The 20,124-nt window shown below is 64.5% G+C and carries 18 protein-coding genes and 3 pseudogenes; 10 read left to right on the top strand and 11 right to left on the bottom strand.

All coding sequences use genetic code 11. The features are described 5' to 3' along the window. Nucleotides 1–14 precede the first annotated feature (14 nt). The 5 genes from pgaB (at nucleotide 15) to EX20_RS13260 (ending at nucleotide 7,037) form a co-directional block, all read left to right on the top strand. Nucleotides 15–2,108, top strand: coding sequence for a poly-beta-1,6-N-acetyl-D-glucosamine N-deacetylase PgaB (gene pgaB, locus EX20_RS13280; protein ID WP_034193829.1), 2,094 nt, complete (start codon nucleotides 15–17; stop codon nucleotides 2,106–2,108). Continuing rightward, nucleotides 2,105–3,376, top strand: a complete 1,272-nt coding sequence (gene pgaC / locus EX20_RS13275; RefSeq protein ID WP_011881951.1) for a poly-beta-1,6-N-acetyl-D-glucosamine synthase — start codon at nucleotides 2,105–2,107, stop codon at nucleotides 3,374–3,376. Before pgaB ends, pgaC begins: the two co-directional genes overlap by 4 nt. Then, nucleotides 3,354–3,842, top strand: coding sequence for a hypothetical protein (locus EX20_RS13270; RefSeq protein WP_011881950.1), 489 nt, complete (start codon nucleotides 3,354–3,356; stop codon nucleotides 3,840–3,842). Before pgaC ends, EX20_RS13270 begins: the two co-directional genes overlap by 23 nt. 91 nt (nucleotides 3,843–3,933) lie before the next feature. After that, nucleotides 3,934–5,757, top strand: coding sequence for a glutamine--fructose-6-phosphate transaminase (isomerizing) (gene glmS / locus EX20_RS13265; RefSeq protein WP_034193828.1), 1,824 nt, complete (start codon nucleotides 3,934–3,936; stop codon nucleotides 5,755–5,757). Beyond that, the gene (locus tag EX20_RS13260) at nucleotides 5,757–7,037 is read left to right on the top strand and encodes a hypothetical protein (protein WP_374702167.1); all 1,281 of its coding nucleotides are present in this window, start codon (nucleotides 5,757–5,759) and stop codon (nucleotides 7,035–7,037) included. The genes glmS and EX20_RS13260 overlap by 1 nt, the downstream gene beginning before the upstream one ends. A 46-nt stretch (nucleotides 7,038–7,083) precedes the next feature. Here EX20_RS13260 and EX20_RS31935 read toward each other — a convergent pair whose 3' ends face one another. Next, on the bottom strand, nucleotides 7,084–7,197 hold the full coding sequence (locus EX20_RS31935) for a DUF3626 domain-containing protein (protein ID WP_131929019.1): 114 nt from the start codon (nucleotides 7,195–7,197) through the stop codon (nucleotides 7,084–7,086). A 325-nt stretch (nucleotides 7,198–7,522) separates the two neighbouring features. Here EX20_RS31935 and EX20_RS13255 point away from each other — a divergent pair, with 325 nt between their 5' ends. Beyond that, nucleotides 7,523–8,359, top strand: a complete 837-nt coding sequence (locus EX20_RS13255; protein WP_034193827.1) for a c-type cytochrome — start codon at nucleotides 7,523–7,525, stop codon at nucleotides 8,357–8,359. A gap of 9 nt (nucleotides 8,360–8,368) precedes the next feature. On the opposite strand, the pseudogene EX20_RS32870 reads toward EX20_RS13255, so the two are convergent. Continuing rightward, nucleotides 8,369–8,591 (bottom strand): annotated as a pseudogene (locus tag EX20_RS32870) (Zn-dependent hydrolase); the annotation flags it as partial. A gap of 111 nt (nucleotides 8,592–8,702) precedes the next feature. Between EX20_RS32870 and EX20_RS13245 the strand changes: the two are divergent. From EX20_RS13245 to ahpF, 4 genes are all read left to right on the top strand, one after another. After that, on the top strand, nucleotides 8,703–8,921 hold the full coding sequence (locus tag EX20_RS13245; RefSeq protein ID WP_011881946.1) for a hypothetical protein: 219 nt from the start codon (nucleotides 8,703–8,705) through the stop codon (nucleotides 8,919–8,921). A 163-nt stretch (nucleotides 8,922–9,084) separates the two neighbouring features. Continuing rightward, nucleotides 9,085–9,450: a type II toxin-antitoxin system VapC family toxin gene (locus EX20_RS13240; protein WP_014725103.1), complete on the top strand. Its 366-nt coding sequence runs from the start codon at nucleotides 9,085–9,087 to the stop codon at nucleotides 9,448–9,450. 564 nt (nucleotides 9,451–10,014) lie between these two features. Continuing rightward, nucleotides 10,015–10,578, top strand: coding sequence for an alkyl hydroperoxide reductase subunit C (gene ahpC, locus EX20_RS13235; RefSeq protein WP_011881944.1), 564 nt, complete (start codon nucleotides 10,015–10,017; stop codon nucleotides 10,576–10,578). 119 nt (nucleotides 10,579–10,697) lie between these two features. Continuing rightward, nucleotides 10,698–12,296: an alkyl hydroperoxide reductase subunit F gene (ahpF, locus tag EX20_RS13230; RefSeq protein ID WP_034193825.1), complete on the top strand. Its 1,599-nt coding sequence runs from the start codon at nucleotides 10,698–10,700 to the stop codon at nucleotides 12,294–12,296. A 98-nt stretch (nucleotides 12,297–12,394) separates the two neighbouring features. On the opposite strand, the gene EX20_RS30665 is transcribed toward ahpF, so the two are convergent. The 9 genes and pseudogenes from EX20_RS30665 to EX20_RS13190 all read right to left on the bottom strand — a co-directional run bounded on the left by EX20_RS30665 (nucleotide 12,395) and on the right by EX20_RS13190 (nucleotide 20,123). Then, nucleotides 12,395–12,955 (bottom strand): DUF4276 family protein, encoded by a 561-nt coding sequence (locus tag EX20_RS30665; RefSeq protein WP_196480891.1) that lies wholly within the window; start codon nucleotides 12,953–12,955, stop codon nucleotides 12,395–12,397. Nucleotides 12,956–12,990: 35 nt separating this feature from the next. After that, nucleotides 12,991–14,178 (bottom strand): AAA family ATPase, encoded by a 1,188-nt coding sequence (locus EX20_RS30660; protein WP_072465337.1) that lies wholly within the window; start codon nucleotides 14,176–14,178, stop codon nucleotides 12,991–12,993. A gap of 657 nt (nucleotides 14,179–14,835) precedes the next feature. Beyond that, nucleotides 14,836–15,609, bottom strand: a complete 774-nt coding sequence (locus EX20_RS30650) for an extensin (RefSeq protein ID WP_072465335.1) — start codon at nucleotides 15,607–15,609, stop codon at nucleotides 14,836–14,838. 167 nt (nucleotides 15,610–15,776) lie between these two features. Next, on the bottom strand, nucleotides 15,777–16,676 hold the full coding sequence (gene lpxO, locus EX20_RS13215) for a lipid A hydroxylase LpxO (RefSeq protein ID WP_034193822.1): 900 nt from the start codon (nucleotides 16,674–16,676) through the stop codon (nucleotides 15,777–15,779). Nucleotides 16,677–16,885: 209 nt separating this feature from the next. After that, on the bottom strand, nucleotides 16,886–17,440 hold the full coding sequence (locus EX20_RS13210; protein WP_011881940.1) for a carboxymuconolactone decarboxylase family protein: 555 nt from the start codon (nucleotides 17,438–17,440) through the stop codon (nucleotides 16,886–16,888). A 25-nt stretch (nucleotides 17,441–17,465) separates the two neighbouring features. Next, nucleotides 17,466–18,800: an aspartate aminotransferase family protein gene (locus tag EX20_RS13205; protein WP_034193821.1), complete on the bottom strand. Its 1,335-nt coding sequence runs from the start codon at nucleotides 18,798–18,800 to the stop codon at nucleotides 17,466–17,468. A gap of 15 nt (nucleotides 18,801–18,815) precedes the next feature. After that, nucleotides 18,816–19,094: pseudogene (locus tag EX20_RS13200) on the bottom strand (peptidase C45); the annotation flags it as partial. Beyond that, nucleotides 19,087–19,629, bottom strand: a pseudogene (locus EX20_RS13195) (ATP-binding cassette domain-containing protein); the annotation flags it as partial. The pseudogenes EX20_RS13195 and EX20_RS13200, both read right to left, overlap by 8 nt. Beyond that, nucleotides 19,626–20,123, bottom strand: a complete 498-nt coding sequence (locus EX20_RS13190) for an ABC transporter permease subunit (RefSeq protein ID WP_175464241.1) — start codon at nucleotides 20,121–20,123, stop codon at nucleotides 19,626–19,628. The gene EX20_RS13190 and the pseudogene EX20_RS13195, both read right to left, overlap by 4 nt. Between the last annotated feature and the right edge of the window lies 1 nt (nucleotide 20,124).

Here is a 20,124-nt window from a genome sequence, read left to right as displayed (position 1 = left end):
AAGGAGATCGGACAATGCAATCGAGACGGACCTTCATGTGCGGATGCGTCGGCACGTTTGCTGCCTGTTCGTTGTTCCCGGGCGTGACGGGGGCCAAGATGATCGACCTGCTGCCGCCGTCCGATCCGGCCGACGGCAAGACGTTTCGCGTGATCTGCCTGCATGACGTGCGCGACAACCTGATGGCGTCGTTCTCGTCCGCGTCGGCGATGGTCGACCCGTTCGCGGTCGACACCGGCACGCTGACGGCGATCTTCTCGTGGCTGCAGACCAACAACTATCACACCATCACGGTCCGCCAGATCGAGGAGTCGCGGCGCGGCGGCAAGCCGCTGCCGCCGCGTGCGGTGCTGCTCACGTTCGACGACGGCTACCGCAGCCACTACACCAAGGTGCTGCCGCTGCTCGAGCGCTTCCAATATCCGGCCGTGATGGGCATCGTCACCGCGTGGATCGACGCGCCGCCCGATCTGCCGATCCGCATCAGCGACAAGGTCCAGGTGCCGCGCGACTACTTCATGTCGTGGGACGAGGTGAAGCAGATCGGCCAGTCGCACCTCGTCGAGCTGGGCTGCCACACCCACAACCTTCATCATGGCGCGGTCGCGAACCCGCAAGGCAACGAGCTGCCGGCGACCACGTCGCATCTGTATCTCAAAGACGAGAAGCGCTATGAAACCGACGCCGAGTTCGAAGCACGCGTGCACGACGACCTGCAAACCTGCGTGCGGCAGATCCGCGAGCGCACCGGCATCGTCGCGCGCGCGATGGTGTGGCCGTACGGTGCGGAAAACCAGCCCGTGCGCAGGATATCGACATCGCTCGGCATGGACATCCAGTTCAGCCTCGATGCCGGCCCGAACACGCCCGACGTGCCGTTGGACCGGCTGAGGCGGATCCTGATGATGTACGACGTCGACATCGGCGGGTTCGAGCGCTCGATGCGCGAGCCGGCGTCGAACCGCGGCGACGTCGACGTGCCCGAGCGCATCGTGCAGGTCGATCTCGATCAGGTCTACGATCCGGACCCGGCGCGCCAGGAAGCCAATCTCGGCAAGCTGATCGAGCGCATCTACCGGATGCAGCCGAAGTCGGTCTACCTGCAGGCCTATGCGGACCCGAAGGGCACGGGCGTCGCCGAAGCCGTGTATTTCCCGAACCGCCATCTGCCGATGCGCGCCGACCTGTTCTCGCGCGCCGCGTGGCAGCTCAACACGCGCTCGAACGTGCAGGTGTACGCGTGGATGCCGGTGCTCGCGTTCCGGCCGCCGTCCGACAAGCTGCGCGGGCTCGCGGCCGTCACCGCATACGGCGGCGCGCCGGCGCGCGAGAACGGCACGCACGTGTTCCGGCTGAGCCCGTTCGATCCGGATGCGCGACTGATGATCGAGCAGATCTACGAGGATCTCAGCAAGCACGCGTCGTTCAGCGGCATCCTGTTCAGCGACGACGCCGTGCTCGACGATTACGAGGACGCAGGCCGGCATGCGCTGCACACCTATTCGCTGTGGGGACTGCCGGCCGATGTCGGCAAGATCCGCGAGAGCCCCGACCTGATGAAGCGCTGGACCCGCCAGAAGTCGCGCTACCTGATCGACCTGACGCGGCAGCTCGAACAGATCGTGCTCGCCTATCAGAACGTCGGCGACGTGCTGACCGCGCGCAACCTGTTCGCGCTGCCGGTGATCAAGCCCGAGTCCGAGGCGTGGTACGCGCAGAACTACGACGACTTCCTCGCGACCTACGACTACGTCGCGTTGATGGCGATGCCGTACATGGAGCAGGCGAGCGACCCGGAGCGCTGGCTGGACCAGCTCGTGCGCACGGTGCGCGCGAAGCAGCGCGGGCTGCAGCGCACCGTATTCGAACTGCAGTCGTACGACTGGCATGCGCGCAAGGAGGTGTCGGCCGGCACGCTGCTCGCGCAGATGCGGCGCTTGCGCAGCGAGGGCGCGGTGAACTTCGGCTACTACCCCGACAACTTCCTCAACGGCCAGCCCGAGCTCGACGCGATGCGCGACGTGATGTCGCTGAAGTCGCGCCTCGACCCGACATCGATCAACGCGCTGATGCAGATGCAGAACGCGCAGGGGACCCGGACGCCATGACCAGCCACAGCCTCATCCAGCGCGTGCAGGACTTCGTGTTCTACTACCCTTTCTTCATGTCGTATCTGTGGATGATCGGCGGCGTCGTTCACTACTTCCTGCTCGAGGAAGGCCGCACGCTCGGCACGCGCGCGATCGCGGCGAGCGGCATTCCGAAGGTCTCGATCGTCGTGCCCTGCTTCAACGAGGCCGCGAACGCGCGCAGCGTGATCCGCCACCTCGATGCGATGGATTATCCGAACTACGACGTCATCGCGGTCAACGACGGCAGCAAGGACCGCACCGGCGAGATCCTCAACGAACTGGCCGTCGAGATTCCGCGCCTGCTCGTGATTCACCACGCGCGCAACGAAGGCAAGGCGGTCGGACTCACCACCGCCGCAGCGGTATCGAACGCCGAGTATCTGCTGTGCATCGACGGCGACGCGCTGCTCGCGCACGACGCGATCGGCTGGATGCTCGAGCATTTCGTGACCGATCCGGGCGTCGGCGCGGTCACCGGCAACCCGCGCATCCGCACGCGCACGTCGCTGCTCGGCCGCATGCAGGTCGGCGAATTCTCGTCGATCGTCGGGCTGATCAAGCGCACGCAGCAGGTGTACGGCCGCATCTTCACAGTGTCGGGCGTGATCACGATGTTCCGCAAGACCGCGCTCGCCGACGTCGGCTACTGGAGCTCGGACATGCTGACCGAGGACATCGACATCAGCTGGAAGCTGCAGTGCCGCGACTGGCGCGTGGTCTACGAGCCGCATGCGCTCAGCTGGATCCTGATGCCCGAGACGCTGAAAGGACTGTACCGACAGCGGCTGCGCTGGGCGAAGGGCGGCATTCAGGTACTGCTCAAGTACGCGGGCACGCTCGCGCGGCCGACCCAGATGATGATGTGGCCGCTGTTCGCGGAGTATCTGATCGGCATCGCATGGGCATACGCGATGTCGTTCATCCTGCTGCTCGCGCTGATCGACGTGGTGTACCCGCTCCCGGCGAACTGGCATGTGTCCGTGGTGCCGCACTGGCACGGGATGCTGCTGGTCGCAACCTGCATCCTGCAGCTGATCATCGGCAGCATGATCGATCGTCGTTACGACGAAAAACTCCTGATGTACTTCCTTGACACCATCTGGTACCCCGTGGCGTTCTGGCTGATCAGCATGATCACCACCGTCGTCGCGTTGCCCGCCGTCGTACTGCGGGGCCGCGGCAAGCGCGCCGTGTGGGTCAGTCCCGACCGAGGCATTCAACATGAAGAACGCGCCGATTATTGACCTTTCCCTGCGTGCGCCGCACGAGATGATCGCGGAGCGCGGCACGCTCGTCGGCCCCGTGCTGGTCGCATGGTTCCGCCTCGTGCGGCCCGCGCTGGTGGGCGGGGTCTGGGCATCGATCTGCATCTATACGTACCGCTATCTGCTGCCGTTCAACGAGGCCGAGATGCCGATCGAGCAGATCGTGTTCTATGTGACGAGCATCGCGCTGATCGCCGGCACCATCGTCACGTGGCTGATCGCAGGGCGCGTCGTGCATCCGCTCGCGTACCGGCTGCGCGTATCGAAGATGCTGCGGCGCTCGGCCAGCGCGCAGGCGCGCGCGGTGCCCGCGCACGCGCTGGCCGGCGCACGCCGCCACGGCGCGCGGCGCACGACGCGCATTCTGGTCGCGTCCCACGACGCGAACGGCTCGATCGCCGGCATCGAATGGATCGCGCACGCGGGGCCGCAGCCCCGCGAGTAGGTCGGCGTGCGCGTCCGTCCGCGCGCGGCGCATCGTTCGCTTTGCGCCGCGCGCCGGGCGGCAACTTCCCGTTCTGTAGACGAGGTGAATCATGTGCGGAATCGTCGGAGCAAGCGGCCTGAACAATCAGGTGCCGCAACTGGTCAAGGCGCTGAGCCGGCTCGAGTATCGCGGCTACGATTCGTGCGGCATCGCCGTGCTGCGCGACGGCCGCCTGCGCAGCGAACGCACGCTGCGGCGCGTGGCCGACCTGCAGGACCGCGTGCTGACGCTCGGCCTCGAAGGGCAGACCGGCATCGCGCACACGCGCTGGGCGACGCATGGCGCGCCGTCGGAAATGAACGCGCACCCGATCATGTCGGGCGACACGATCGCGGTCGTACACAACGGCATCATCGAGAACCACGACACGCTGCGCGCCGAGCTTCGGCAGCGCGGCTACATGTTCCGCGGCGAGACCGACACCGAGGTGATCGCGCATCTGATCCACAGCGTGTATCGCGACGATCTGCTCGACGCGGTGAGGCGCGCGGTCAAGCGGCTGCACGGCGCCTATGCGATCGCGGTGCTGAGCGCCTGCGAGCCGCAGCGGCTGGTGGCCGCGCGCGCCGGCTCGCCGCTCGTGATCGGCATCGGCGCGGACCAGAACTATCTGGCGTCCGACTGCGCGGCGCTCGGCGAGCTGACCGACCGCTTCGTCTACCTCGAAGACGGCGACGTCGCGCTGATCACGCCCGAGCGCATCGCCGTGGTCGATTCGATCGGCAGCGACGCGCAGCGTCCGCTGTGCGTGGTCCGGGCGCGCGACCACGACGCGGCGCTCGGACCGTATCGTCACTTCATGCAGAAGGAGATCTTCGAGCAGCCGAAGGCGATCGCCGCCACGCTCGACGGCGTCGACACCGTGTCGCCCGCGCTGTTCGGCGACGACGAAACCGCGCGCGCGCTGCTGTCGAAAACGCGCAGCGTGCTGCTGCTCGGCTGCGGCACGAGCTACTACGCGGGCCTCACCGCGAAGTACTGGCTGGAGGGCATCGCGGGCATCCGCGCGCAGGTCGAGATCGCCAGCGAGTACCGTTATCGCGAGACCGTGCCCGATCCGCACACGCTGGTCGTGGGCATTTCGCAGTCGGGCGAAACGGCAGACACGATCGGCGCGATCGAGTATGCACGCGCGATGGGCCAGCATCTGTCGATGGCGATCTGCAACGTCGCGACCAGCTCGATCGCGCGCACCGCCCCGCTCTGCTTCCTGACGCGCGCGGGCATCGAGCTCGGCGTCGCGTCGACCAAGGCGTTCACGACGCAACTCGTCGCGCTGTTCCTGCTGACGCTGACGCTCGCGCGGCAACGCGGCCGGCTCGACGACGCGCAGGTCGTGCTGCACCTGAACGGGCTGCGCGCGCTGCCGGCGCGCATCGGCCACGCGCTCGCGCTCGAAACGCAGATCATGGGCTGGGCCGCGAAGTTCGCGCGCGCCGACCACGCGCTGTTCCTCGGGCGCGGCATGCACTATCCGATCGCGCTCGAAGGCGCGCTGAAGCTGAAGGAGGTGTCGTACGTCCACGCTGAAGGCTATCCGGCCGGCGAGCTGAAGCACGGGCCGCTCGCCCTGGTGACGAGTGCGATGCCGGTCGTCACGATCGCGCCGGACGACCGCCTGTTCCAGAAGCTGAAATCGAACATGGCGGAGGTGCGCGCACGCGGCGGCCGGTTGTACGTGCTCGCCGGCCAGCATCTGGGGATCGACGCCGACCGCGACACGCACGTGATCCGCGTGCGCGAATCGGGCGATGCGCTGTCGCCGATCGTCAACGTGATCGCGCTGCAGCTGCTCGCGTACCACGTCGGCTGCGCGCGCGGCGCCGACGTCGACAAGCCGCGCAATCTCGCGAAATCGGTGACCGTCGAATGATGGGGCGGCTGGCCGTCGTCGCGCATGCGGGCCGGCGCGGCGCTCGCGCGCGGCTCGGGGCGGCGCTGTGCGGCGTCTGCTGGGCTGCCGTGGTCCCGTCGCTCGCGTGCGCTGGTACCTCGGCCATGCATACCGTCACCGTGCAGGAACGCGCCGCGCCGCAGGACGACGGCGACCCGCGGCGCTTCATGCACGGGATCGGCGTAGCCGACGCCGGCGGCGGGCGACGCTGGGTGTTCTTCAGCAGCTCGGGCATCGCGCCGCGCGGCGCACTGCGCAGCGGCAACTGGCCGCACGACGTGTACGTCGGCGAATGGCTTCCCGGCAAGCCGCGCATGCTGCGCGTCCATACGTTCATCAGCCGGCCGGAGGCGCAGGAGCCCGTGTCGATCGCGCAGAACCCGCGCGGCGACATCTTCGTCACGTTCGAGGACGGCTGGAATACGCCGCAGGTGGTCAGCCAGCGATACGGCATCTATCGGCGCGACCTGAAACCGGTCAAGCCCTATCCGAACGACGTCGAGTCGGGCGGACATTCGGGCCATGTCGCCGCGGTCGGCGAACGCTTCGTCGTGTTCTATTCCACCGATTGGATCGACGGCGGCGGCGTCGACAACCTCGGCACCGGCAACGGCGTCTATGTGAAAACCTACGATGCCCAAGGACGCGTGCTGAACCACGTGCCGGTCGCGCCGCATCGCCGCGAATGGTGGCCGCTGGTCGCGGGCTCGCCGCGCCGCGCGCTGCTGGTCTGGCAGAAGTACATCGCCGGCAGCACCGACGCGACGCTCGAATACGCGATGTTCGATCCGGTCACCGCGAAGCTCGACAAGCTCGGCACGCTGAGCGACGCGATCCAGTACTACGTGTACTCGTCGGCCTACGTGCCGGCGATCGACCGCTTCGTCGTCGTGACGACGACGGCCGACGAGCGCGGCGTCGCGATGCTGATCGATCCGGACGGGCGCCGCGTCGCGACGCTCGACTGTCTGCCGGCGTCGGTGCGGGAGTCGGGGATCGGCATCGACGGCGCACACGCGTACGTGCCGACCCGCGACGGCCGGCTGCTGACATTGGCGCTGTCGCCGACCGGCATGACCGTAAGCGGCGTGCAGCGCTCGCCGGTGCCGTGGGGGGCGACCGGCATCGTCGGATTCCCGGCGCGCGCCGCCGCGATGCATTTCGTGTCGCTGACACCGACCGGCGTACGCGAAGCCGACTTCGACACGGCGCGCGAGACGCCATTGCCGAACGCGGACGCGCAGTGTGCGCGCCGCTGACCATCAAGGTGCGGCGAGCGCCCGCGCGCACATCGTGGCTGCGCGTTCAGCGCTCGTTGCTCGTCACGGTTTCGAATTGCGAGCGATAGACGCCTTCGCGAACGATGCGCTCGAGCGTTGAGACGCCGCCCAGCAGCGTGTCCGGATGGAAATTCGGCATGACGGGAAATTCCGGGCCGACGCCAGTTGGCTGGCCACGATCGTCGGATATGGGCAAAGCGTACGGTCTGCGACAGTGTCCATGCCGATGGTCCGGTAGCGTCGGCGCGGCCGACTGTATCGCGATGTCCGCGATGCCGTGAAGGAGGCAGCGCACCGCACCGCGCATGTTTCGGTGCCCGATGCTATATCGTGCGCACGCCGCACGCCGTGCGTTCCGAAGTCGCCAACGCCGCGCGCACCGGCTAGACTGTCGCCCGATCCCATTCACCGGCCAGCGCCCCTGCGGTTTTCTCGCGGCCGGAACACCCTCGTACGGAGAACGAATGCTGAAGCGCCGGTGGTTTTCGCTGTTGTTGCTGCTCGCGTGCGCGTTCGCCACGCACGCATCCGCACAGTCCACGCTCGAACTCGACACCGGCGGCGCGCCGCGCGTGCTGACGCGCGACGCCTTGCTCGCGCGCGCCGATGCGACCGAGCTGCACGTGCCGCACGACATCGCGTACGGGCGGCCGATGACGTTCCGTGCGGTGCCGTTCGCAGCGCTGCTCGGCGATGCGCCGCTGCCGGCGGACGGCGTGCTCGAAACGCGCGCGGCGGACGGTTTCGCCGCTCAGCTGCCGCTCGATCTGGTGCGCCGTCGTGCGCCGGCCGGCGCCGTTGCATGGCTCGCGATCGAGGACCCGGCGCGGCCGTGGCCGAAGCTGCCCGGCAAGCCGGTCAGCGCCGGCCCGTTCTATCTGGTGTGGTCGGGGCCGGACGCGGCGTCGGTGCGCGGCGAGCAGTGGCCGTATCAGATCGTGCGCATCACGATCCAGTCGTCGCCGCTCGCGCGCTGGCCGTCGCTCGCGGTCGATCCCGCATTGCCGGCGAACGCGCCGGCCCGCGCCGGGCAGCGGCTGTTCGTCACGCTGTGCCTCGCCTGCCACCGCATCGACGGCGCCGGCAGCAGCCAGGCCGGCCCCGATCTGAACACGCCGATGAATCCGGTCGACTACTTCCAGCCGGCCGCGCTGCGCCGCTACATCCGCGATCCGGCCTCGGTGCGCGACTGGCCGGGCCGCGTGATGCCGGCGTTCCCGCCCGAGCAGCTGAGCGACCGGGAGCTCGACCAGATCGTCGCTTACCTGACGTACGTCGCGCGGCGCAAGGCCGGCAAGTAAGTCGCGGCGCTCACGGGCGCTTCGCGGCACCGCTTGCAGCAGCACGTTGGCGCCGGCCGTCGACCATTCCGGCGTGATCGCGTCGGCCTCGTTGTGGCCGAGACCGTCGACGCACGGCACGCGCGGCATGGCACGCGTCGTGGCCCGCGCCCGACACGATGTCCAGGTGCGACAAGCCGAACGCCTGCGCCGCGTCGCGCACCGCGCCGATGTGGCGCGCATACGACATCGGGGCCTTCAGCACACGCAGATGTTGTCGTAGCGGCCGCGCGTCGGCGATGCCCCAGCTTGCGGACGTCACTCGATGTATATATGATACGCATATCATATATCGGAGAATGCCATGAGCCGCATCCTGATCGATCTGTCGAATGGCCAGCTCGACGAGCTGGCCGCCATCGTCGACACTGAGCAACGCCCTCGCGCCGCGATCATTCGCGATGCAATCGATGCGTATATCGCACAACACAAGCGATCGCATGCCGATATCGTGTTCGGCCTGTGGAAGGACCGCGCCGTCGACGGGCTCACCTATCAGGAGGCACTGCGTTCAGAATGGTAAAAGCGATCATCGACACCCGTTACGTCACCGCATGCCGGAGCCGCCGGCTTGCGGCCGACGCTCGTCCCGCACGGCTTCGGCCGCCGCATGCCGGCACCGTGTTCGGTCTCTGGAAAACGCGCGCGCTCGACGGGCTCGCGTATCAACAGGCGTTGCGCGCGGAATGGTGAATGCCCTCTTCGACACCAACATCCTGATCGACTATCTCGGCGGCGTGGAAGCCGCGCGCGAGGAACTCGCCCGCTACGAGTCGCGCGCGATCAGCGTGGTGACCTGGATGGAAGTCCTGGTCGGCGCAACGGCAAGCGACGACGCTGCGATCCGCACGTGGCTGTCGTCGTTCGACATCATTCCGCTCGACGGCGCGGTGGCGAATCGCGCGGTCGCGATTCGCCAGGCGCGCCGCATTCGGTTGCCCGATGCGATCGTGTGGGCTTCCGCGCAAGTGAACGGCCTGCTGCTCGTATCGCGCAACACGAAGGATTTTCCCGTCACCGAGCCGGGCATCCGGGCGCCCTATCAGTTGTAGCGCAGGCGGCCGCGGGGCGAATGTCTGCCCCGTCCTGCCCTGCCAGTCGCTGCCGCCTGACGGCAGCCGCGCGACCGTATAGGCCAAGCGTCGCACGCCGGTCCATGCGTGCCGACGTTCGACGTACTCGATACGCTTCATGCGCTCGACGACGCCCCGACACGCACGACACTCACAACACGCACGAACTGACCGCCGCATCGCGCAACCGCGCCACCGAGCAACGGCACATGCGAAGCACTCGGCATTTCCGTACATCACGTGGCCGCGGTGCCGATATCGCAACGGCCTCGTGCCCAGCGACCATCGACCGATCGCAGCGCCCCAGGCGATGCATCGAGCTTCCTCGCGTTCGGCCACGGCGCACGCGCCGCACGCAATGCCGCTCCGCCCAGCCTCGCTCCGCCTCACGGATCCAAAGCCCCGCCCATACTCGTTCAGAGCCGCGCCGCAACCAGATAGAAATTCCCGATGCAGCGGATTAAAACAAGCAATTTCACAAGGCAAGGGTGAACCCGGATACTGAGCACACTTCATCAACACCACCGCAAAGGAACGCTCAAGATGCCGATCATCAACACCCAAATCAAACCGTTCAAGGCAACCGCATACCACAACGGCGATTTCGTGCCCGTGACCGAAGAGAACTTCAAGGGCAAGTGGTCCGTCGTCGTGTTCTACCCGGCCGACTTCACGTTCGTGTGCCCGACCGAACTGGGCGATCTGGCCGACCGCTACGCCGAATTCCAGAAACTGGGTGTCGAAATCTACGGCGTGTCGACCGATACGCACTTCACGCACAAAGCATGGCACGACACGTCGGAGACGATCGGCAAGATCAAGTACCCGATGATCGGCGACCCGACGCTCACGCTGTCGCGCAACTTCGACGTGCTGATCGAGGAAGAAGGGATGGCGCTGCGCGGCACGTTCGTGATCAACCCGGAAGGCGAGATCAAGCTGTGCGAAATCCATGACAACGGCATCGGCCGCGACGCCGGCGAACTGCTGCGCAAGGTGCAGGCCGCACAATACATCGCCGCACATCCGGGCGAAGTGTGCCCGGCAAAGTGGACGCCGGGCGCGGAAACGCTGACCCCGTCGCTGGACCTGATCGGCAAGATCTGACGATCGCCCCGCGCGCGCCGCACGGCGCGCGCCACGCCACCGCGGGCCGGCCCTCGCCGCCCGCCCTCCTCCGGCACCCCGTGCCCGAGCAGCCACATCAATACGGAATTCAGAACGCCATGCTCGACGCCAATCTCAAGAATCAACTGAAAGCGTACCTCGAAAAGATCACCCGCCCGATCGAACTCGTCGCCTCGCTCGACGACGGTGCGAAATCTCAGGAACTGCTTGCGCTGCTGAACGAGATTGCGTCGCTGACGTCGCGCGTGACCGTCATCGAGCGCCGCGACGATGCCGAGCGCAAGCCGTCGTTCTCGATCGGCGAACCCGGCAAGCCGGCCGGCATCCGCTTCGCCGGCATTCCGATGGGCCACGAATTCACGTCGCTCGTCCTCGCGCTGCTGCAGACCGGCGGCCATCCGATCAAGCTCGACGACGACGTGATCGAACAGATTCGCGCGCTCGACGGCGACTTCGCGTTCGAAACGTATTTCTCGCTGTCATGCCAGAACTGCCCGGAAGTCGTGCAGGCGCTGAACGTGATGGCACTGATCAACCCGCGCATCCGCCACGTCGCGATCGACGGCGCGCTGTTCCAGGATGAAGTCGACGCACGCCAGATCATGGCCGTCCCGACGATGTTCCTGAACGGCGCAACGTTCGGCCAGGGCCGCAGCAGCGTGAAGGAAATCCTCGCGAAGCTCGACACCGGCGCGAGCGCACGCGCCGCCAAGTCGCTCGAAAACAAGCCGGTGTTCGATACGCTGATCGTCGGCGGCGGCCCGGCCGGCGCGGCCGCGGCGATCTACTCGGCGCGCAAGGGCATCGCGACGGGCGTCGTCGCCGAGCGCTTCGGCGGCCAGGTGCTCGACACGATGGCAATCGAAAACTTCGTGTCGGTGCAGGAAACCGAAGGGCCGAAGTTCGCGGCCGCACTCGAGCAGCACGTGAAGCAGTACGACGTCGACATCATGGACGTGCAGCGCGCCGAGGCGCTGATCCCCGGCGACGTGCATCAGATCCGCCTCGCGAACGGCGCCGTGCTGAAGGCGAAGACGATCGTTCTCGCGACCGGTGCGCGCTGGCGCGAAATCAACGTGCCGGGCGAGCGCGAGTACCGCAACCGCGGCGTCGCCTACTGCCCGCACTGCGACGGCCCGCTGTTCAAGGGCAAGCGTGTCGCGGTGGTCGGCGGCGGCAACTCCGGCGTCGAGGCGGCGATCGACCTCGCCGGCATCGTGAAGGAAGTCACGCTGCTCGAATACGGCGCACAACTGCGCGCCGACGAGGTGCTGCAGCGCAAGCTGCGCAGCCTGCCGAACGTCACGATCGTCACGCAAGCGCAGACGACCGAGCTGACCGGCGACGGCAACAAGCTGAACACGCTCGTCTACAAGGATCTGCAGTCGGGCGAAACGAAACGTATCGCGCTCGAAGGCGTGTTCGTGCAGATCGGCCTCGTGCCGAACACCGAATGGCTGAAAGGGACGGTCGAGCTGTCGAAGCACGGCGAGATCGTCGTCGACGCCCGCGGGGGGACGTCGGTGCCCGGCGTGTTCGCCGCCGGCGACGTGACGACGGTTCCGTTCAAGCAGATCGTGATCGCAGTCGGCGAAGGTGCGAAGGCATCGCTCGGCGCGTTCGATCACCTGATCCGGCAGGACGCGACGTCTGGGGCAACCGCTCAGCCCCAGGCCAAAGAAGCGCTCGCCGCCTGACCGAGGTCAGCCCGACGACACCAACGTTTGTCTCTCTTGGCCCCGCATGCTTTGGTCGGCGTGCGGGGCGCTTTTATTCTGAGCCACATACAAACAAATTAAATATCGCGCTCCGCTTTATACACATAACCCATTTCACGCACAATTTCATGAATTCCATCAAGAAATACGCAGAAGCTTTTTGAATTATTTCCATCTCTTCGCAAAGTAAGCGCCATCGAGCGCGCACCAGACAGTTTTTGAAATGATGGAAGTAAGCGCCTCAACTCAACCGAAGGTTTTTGCCAGGAATCCGGATCCGAGAATTTCTTCCTCAATGCAGGAGTATTTATTCGATATTCAGGAAATGCAGCCTCCAAAGCATGCAAGTCCCCAACATACCACCCCTCAAGCTCTTGACATACCAGGCGAATCAGAGTATCCGGGCGCCCAGCTTCTTGGCATAATTTTTTAATTCTCTTTTTTAAAGTTATGCAATTAGCAGAATCATTATCCCTCACAACAACAAAGCGAACGTTCGGCTCCCGCCACGCTTTGAGCTTTCTCGGAATGCTTCTATCAAGATCCGTCTTCCCTTCATGAGGAATACATTGAAAATGCTCTTGCACCCTCAAACCTGGGAATATACGAGGCATCAAATCGTCCAACAGAATCTTCATTGACGGCTCTTCTAGCAGAAAGACAATACATCCTTTCACCGGTTTACGCCCTCAAAAAGACCTTGCTTCCAGAGATACCCGGGAAGATCGCCCGCTTCAAACAGAGAACGCAAATTCTCAGAATCATCTGCTCTAGAAATTGATGTAAAACCATCAACTTTGCGCAAACAATATATTTCATCAAGTGACAGAGCATTCAAAAAATCAGGGGAATGCGTTGATATGAAGACCTGCCCACCGCGCTGAGCATAGTCTCGGAACTCCTCAGCCAGTTCCGGCAACAACTCCGGATACAATTGATTTTCCGGTTCCTCCACCGCCAGCAATGGATAGGGTTTAGGATCGTTCAGAAGAATCAAATATGCAAACATTTTGATTGTTCCGTCCGACACATAACGTGCGATGAATGGATCCTTGAAGCTTCCGTCCTGAAAGCGAAGCACAAGCCGCCCATCCTCCGTGGGCTTTGCTTCAACCACGGCGACTCCGGGCACTCTATGTTTCATCGCAGCCAAGACCTTATCAAAGCACTCTCGATGATGCTCGAAAAGATAATTTGCAACGAGCGGCAGATTGTCTCCTCGCGTTGAGAGATGTTCGGCATACCCTTCCTCTTGACTCGGACGTGCATCAGAGACATGAAAATCGGAAATATGCCAATTCTCAATCATTAATCTAAACGCACTAGCGGCCTTAAATCTCTCAAACTGTCCCAATCCTTTGATTGCCAGAATATCGGGTGCATCAAGCTCTTGCTCCTCTCGATTTAGCGCCTCATCCGCTTTAGAGAAGTCCTCTTCGTTTGTAATCGCATAACCTCGACCATACGAAAAGTCAAGAAATCTAAATGGAGCCCCGTAGCTTCCTCGCTTATAACGCAAAATCTCACGTGCCACGACAGCACGCCCTGTTTTGTCGGGCTCAATCTTCAAGACATAAGTAACCAGTCGTTCGTGGCCAGTGATCTCCAATCGAAATTGCAATGTTAGTTCGATCGGTTCCTTTTCGCCTCCCCGACTCGCCAATTCACGATAACCGCCACGCTTCGTCACTGCTTTTGCGACGTTCATCGCAAGTGCATCTTTAAGGAAGGAAAAAACATCAAATAATGTAGATTTCCCTGTTCCATTTGCTCCCACAAGCACACACAGACGAGGGATGCGAGAAATTTTTGTATCTTTAAATAGCCTGAAATTCTTTATCTCAATCGATTCGATTTGCATTTCTTACCTCTTATGCCTTCATCTAAGCATTTTCTATCGGAAAATGATCACTTTCCACACCGGGAAGCCTAGACTCCATCTGGCCAAGTGTTCTTCTCGCGTGTTCAATCACTCTCTCGGGACACTGACGGCGCCTTGTACTTTTTGGCGATGCCAAATATGCTTTCCAAGTCGACAACGCTATCGGAAATGCTTGGCCATAGTTGACAATCCTCAAGGCTTCGACTTGCGTCAACCCTGTTCGCTCGATCAGTGTTCGCAACTCGGCGTTGTTATCTGATACATCATTCATGGTGCAGCAAGTAGGTGGGGCACATGTGCACCAAGAATAGCATACACATTCTCTGTGCGCGGCGCGACAGCGAATATTATTTGGATAACGTGACGGGCTACTATCTTAATTTTTTTGGTGTACCAGTCGATGCAGCATCGTCACCACGAACACCCGCTTCTCAGGGAATAGCATCGATCTGAACCGGTACTGCCTTTACCATCCATATACAGTTTCGAGATCGTACGTGTACCTTACTCGCCCAAGGATGCTTTGTCAGCCAGCTAGCAGACTTCGCCAGATCCAGCGCGGTGCATCGTTCGGCCCGTGCATTCGAAGGACATGTGAAGCTAATCGCTAGCTGACGATCGCATTCCACAAATTCACTATTCGCCGGCTTTTCTCGTTGGAATGGGCGTCGAACTGAAACTGCTGGACTGCCTGACCAGTTGCTCGGTCAGTGCGGCCGCCACCGGATTCGCGCCGGACGAGGCACCTCCCTGCCGGTACGAGCCGGTGCTCGCCGGCATCGAGGAGATCGACGACATCGAAGGAGCCGGCAACGACGGATCGAGCTTTGCCGACTCCCTGACGAGCGCGGCCGTCTCCGGCGTTTCGGATTTCGTCGCGGCCGGCGGCGCGGCGGCGGCGCGGCGTTCGAGGCCGGCGCGCTTGCGCGGTGCGCGTTGCGTGACCTGTGCAGGCGGAGCCAACTGAGCGGGTTTCGCGGCCGGGGCCGGTGCCGATGGGGTTGCATCCTGCGCATCCACCGTCACGACGTTGACCTTCGGCGGCGCCGCAGCCGGCTTCGTCACCAGTTGCGGCTTATCGCTGACGACCGGAACCGCGGCAGCGGGGGCCAGCGCAGGCGCGGCAGCGAGGGGCGCAGTTGTGGCCGGCGCGGGTGTGAGTGCGGGGGGAGGCAGCGCGGCGGCCGCCTGTTTCGGTGCTGTTACGGCAGCCGGCACGGGAGGCGCGATCGTGCCCCGCACGGCGTGATCGTTGCCCGCGGGCGCGGCTGCAGCAGGTGCGACCGACTCGGCAATGCCGGCCTCTGCGATCGCGCGGTGGTCCGCACGCAGCAGCATTACGTAGCCGGCGCCCGCGGCCGCGACCAGCAGCCCACCGGCGATCCACAATGTCTTTCGGGTACTCGTCATGCTTGCTCACCGATCGTGTCGACGTGAACAAGCCATGATACCCGCGCGTCGACGCGCGATCCCGTGCGAATACATTTGGTTGCATTGACGCGCAGCCGGCCCACCATGCAGCGCAGCCTCGCGATCGTCAGCCCGCCCGAACCGCCCCGCTGCCGCCCGTCATGCGATCAGACCCAGAATATCGCGACCGCGATCCCGCCGAACAGCGCCCACTTCACGATGTAGTACACGGTCCGGTTCCACGCCTTCAACCGCTTGCCCACGCGCCGAATCGCATACAGATACTTGAACGCGTGATTGAGGCCGCCCGTGCGGTCGCCGGTTTCGTTCGGCGACGCCGCCGCGCGCATCAGCAGCTGCCCGAACGCGTCGTTGACGCGCTGCGCCCAGCGGTATTTCATCGGCCGGTCGATGTCGCAGAACAGGATCACGCGATCGTGCTCGGTGCGGTTCTCGGCCCAATGCAGATAAGTTTCGTCGAACATCACGGCCTCGCCGTCGCGCCATGCATACGACTCGCCGTCGACGACGATCCGGCACGCCGCGTCGTTCGGCGTGTCGAGCCCGAGGTGGTAGCGCAGCGACCCCGCATACGGATCGCGATGCAGGCCGAGCTTCCCGCCCGGCGGCAACTGCGCGAACATCGCGGCCTTGATCGACGGAATCCGCGACAGGATCTCGACCGTGCGCGGACACAACGCCTGCGCGGACGGATGCGGCGCGTCGTACCACTTCAGGTAGAAGCGTTTCCAGCCGTTGCGAAAGAACGAATTGAAGCCGATGTCGTTGTACTCGGCCGACGCCTTGATCCGGCTCGAATCGCGCAGCGCGAGCGCTTCGTCGCGGAAGGTGTGCCATTCGCGCTGCAGCACCGCGAGTTCAGGAAAGTGGCCGATCTCGATGAACGGCGTGGTCGGCACCGACGAGAACGCATACGAAAAGCAGTTCAGCGGCGCGGTGAAGGTCGAGTGATCGGATAGTTGCCTGAACAACCGATGCCGAACCTTGCCGCGCCGATGCGTGTGGACCACACACGCAATGAACACGATCAACAGGACCCAGCGCATCGATATTTCCCCCGTAAGTTCTTTGCAGAAATTTTAGGGAAGGGGAAAAATTCATGCACTGAAGCGCACGCGAAACGACGCGCGCAATCCACGCGCGACCACGATGCCGGCCGCCCGCTCTCACATCGCCGAAAAGCCCGTGCCGACGGGCTTTTCGGCGCCATCGCAACGCATGCACGCGATGCCGGCCGCACCGGCGCACGCGGCGATTATTCCGAAAACGGCAAATCAGTTTGTCCGTCTGCGCGCATACCGAACGTGTTGAGCGTCATCGCGACCAGGGCGTAATAGCCGAGCAGCGCGACCAGATTGACGACCGTCTCGTGGCCGAAGCGCGCGCGTGCGCGCGCGAACGTCGCGTCGCTCACGCGCTGCGTGTCGTAGAGCTCGGTCGCGAACGCATGGATCAGCGCATCGTCGTCCGATTCGAACGCCGGCTTCACGCCGCGCCGGATCGCGTCGGCCGTTGCGGCCGGCACGCCGGCTTCGAGCGCGATCGGATGATGGATGTGCCACTCGGCTTGCGAGCGCCAGCGCGCGGCGGTCACAAGGATCGCCAGCTCCGACAGCCGCAGCGGCAAGCCGGTGCGATAGCGGCAGAACGCGCCGAGCCGCTGCGCATGCTGCGCCAGCTCGGGGCTCGCGATCCAGCCGACGAACGGGCCGTTCAGGTTGCCGCGCGGGCCGCCGAGGATTTCGGCCAGCACGGCCTTCTGCTCGTCGCTCGCCGATGCCGGATCGAACGGAGGCAATCTGTCTGTCATCGCAACCTCTCCAGGGGTTCGGGATTCACGCGCCGGCCGATGCCAGCGCCGCACCGATCGCGCCGGACAGCCGTTCGACGATCGTGTCGATCTGCTGCGCGGTGCAGATGAACGGCGGCGCGACGAGAATGTGATCGCCGTGCACGCCATCGATCGTACCGCCCATCGGATACACCATCAGCCCGCGCTGCATCGCCTCGCGCTTGACCGCCGCATGCAGCTTCAGCTTGGGATCGAACGGTGCCTTGCTGTCTCGATCGCGCACCAGCTCGACGCCGACGAACAGCCCGCGCCCGCGCACGTCGCCGACGTGCGGATGCGCAGCGTAGTGCTCGCGCAGCGACGCGCGCAGCTGCTCGCCGCGCGCCTTCACGTTGTCGAGCAGCTTCTCGTCGGCAATCACGCGCTGCACTTCGAGCGCGGCCGCGCACGCGGTGGCATGGCCGAGATACGTGTGACCGTGCTGGAAGAAGCCGGAGCCGTCGACGATCGTCCGATAGATGCGATCGCTCACCAGCGTCGCGCCGATCGGCTGGTAGCCGGCGCCGAGCCCTTTCGCGATCGTCAGCAGGTCGGGCGCGACATCGTCTTCGTCGCACGCGAACAGGTAGCCGGTGCGGCCCATCCCCGACATGATTTCGTCGAGGATCAGCAGCACGCCGTACTTGTCGCAGACCGCGCGAATCTTCTTCAGGTAAGTGCGTACCGGCGGCACCGCGCCGGCGGTCGCGCCGACCACCGTTTCGGCAACGAACGCCGCGACGTTCTCCGCGCCGAGTGCGACGATCTTCTGCTCGAGCTCGTCGGCGAGGCGCTGCGCATACGCTTCGTCGGTCTCGCCCGCCGCCTGGTCGCGATACGCATAGCACGGGCTCACGTGATGCGCCTCGATCAACAGCGGCAGGAACGGCTCGCGCCGCCATGCGTTGCCGCCGATCGCGAGCGCGCCGAGCGTGTTGCCGTGATAGCTCTGGCGGCGCGCGATGAAGTGGCGGCGCTGCGGCTCGCCCTTCTCGACGAAATACTGGCGCGCGAGCTTCAGCGCGGCCTCGATCGCCTCGGAGCCGCCCGACACGAAATACACGTGCTCGAGCCCTGCCGGTGCGGCCTCGACGAGCCGGTCGGCCAGCTCCTCGGCCACGTCGGTCGTGAAGAACGACGTATGCGCGTACGGCAGCTGCTGCACCTTTCGCTTGATCGCGTCGATCACGCGCTGGTTGCTGTGGCCGAGACACGACACGGCCGCGCCGCCGCACGCGTCGATATAGCGTTTGCCGGTCGAATCGATGATCTCGATGCCGTCGCCTGCGACGGCGACGGGCAAGGTGGCGCGCGGAGCGCGATGAAAAACGGTCGTCATGCGTTGCCTCATGGATCAGGACGCGCGGGGCGCGTGCCCGGACGGCACGATGCGCGTCGCGAAGCACTGCGTGCCGTGTTGATGGATCGTGAAGTCGATCGCGGTGTCGCGGATCTCGAACACCGCGGTCGCCAGCGTGTTTTCGTCGTCCGGGTCGGCCGGATCGTCGCGATAGATCGGCAGCCCTTCCGGCGCGCGGTCGCCGAGCACACGCAGCAGCGCGGCTTCGTCAGGCACGTCGATGCCCGGCAGCAGCGCATCGACGCGCCGCCGACGGTCGCCGGACGATCTCGTGCGTGACGACGATCATCGTCATCCCTTCGGTCGCGAGATCCTGCATCGCCTTCAGCACTTCATGGCGCAATTCCGGATCGAGCACGGACGTCGGCTCGTCGAACAGCATCAGCCGCTGCCGCGGCCGGATCGCCAGCGCCCGCGCGATCGCGACGCGCTGCTGCTGGCCGCCCGACAGCTCCGACGGATAGTGATTCGCGCGCGATGCGCCGCGCACCTGGATCGGCCCGAACATCACGTTCTCGAGCGCGGTCATTTGCGGAAACAGGTTGAACTGCTGGAACACCATGCCACCTTCGAGCCGGATGTCGCGGATCGTCGTCGCGTTGCCGCGCACGCTCTGGCCGTCGAGCAGCAGCTCGCCGCCGGTGATCTTCTCGAGCGCGTTGATACAGCGCAGCACCGTCGACTTGCCGGAGCCCGACGGGCCGACCACGACGACCACCTCGCCCGCGTCGATCTTCAGGTCGATGTTCTTCAGCACCGGCACGTGGCCGAAGCTCTTCGACACGTTCTGGAATTCGATCATGCTCATAAGATTTTCATCCGCTTTTCGACGAGCCGAAGCGTCAGCGTCATCACGCCGGTCAGTATCAGATAGATGACGGCCACCGCGAGCCCCGCTTCGGTCAACCCCTTCGGGATCGACAGCAGCGCGCCTCGCACCACTTCCGCGAGATACGCGCCCGAATTCACCGTGATCGCGGCCATCAGGCCGTCGATGCGGATATGCGCGAGCAGCGGCAACGCGAAGTACAGGAACATCACCTGTACGACGATCGGCGTGCCGCGGATCAGTTCAATATCAATCTGGGCGAGCATGTTCATCGCCTTCGGTCCGTATGCGCGGAACATGCCCGCGATCATCCCGACGACGAAACCGCCCACCAGCCCCACCAGTGCGATGAACACCGTCAACCGGACCCCGTCCATCAGGTCCGGCAGCGCTGCCCAGATCGCCGACCAATCGAAATTCACGTGTCGCTCCCCGTTCGATTCAAGACCGGCGCGGCCGCCCGGCCGCGCCATC

The sequence above is a fragment of the Burkholderia sp. WP42 genome (assembly GCF_000745665.1).
Taxonomy (GTDB): domain Bacteria; phylum Pseudomonadota; class Gammaproteobacteria; order Burkholderiales; family Burkholderiaceae; genus Burkholderia; species Burkholderia vietnamiensis.
This window is presented reverse-complemented; position numbering and strand designations above follow the sequence as displayed.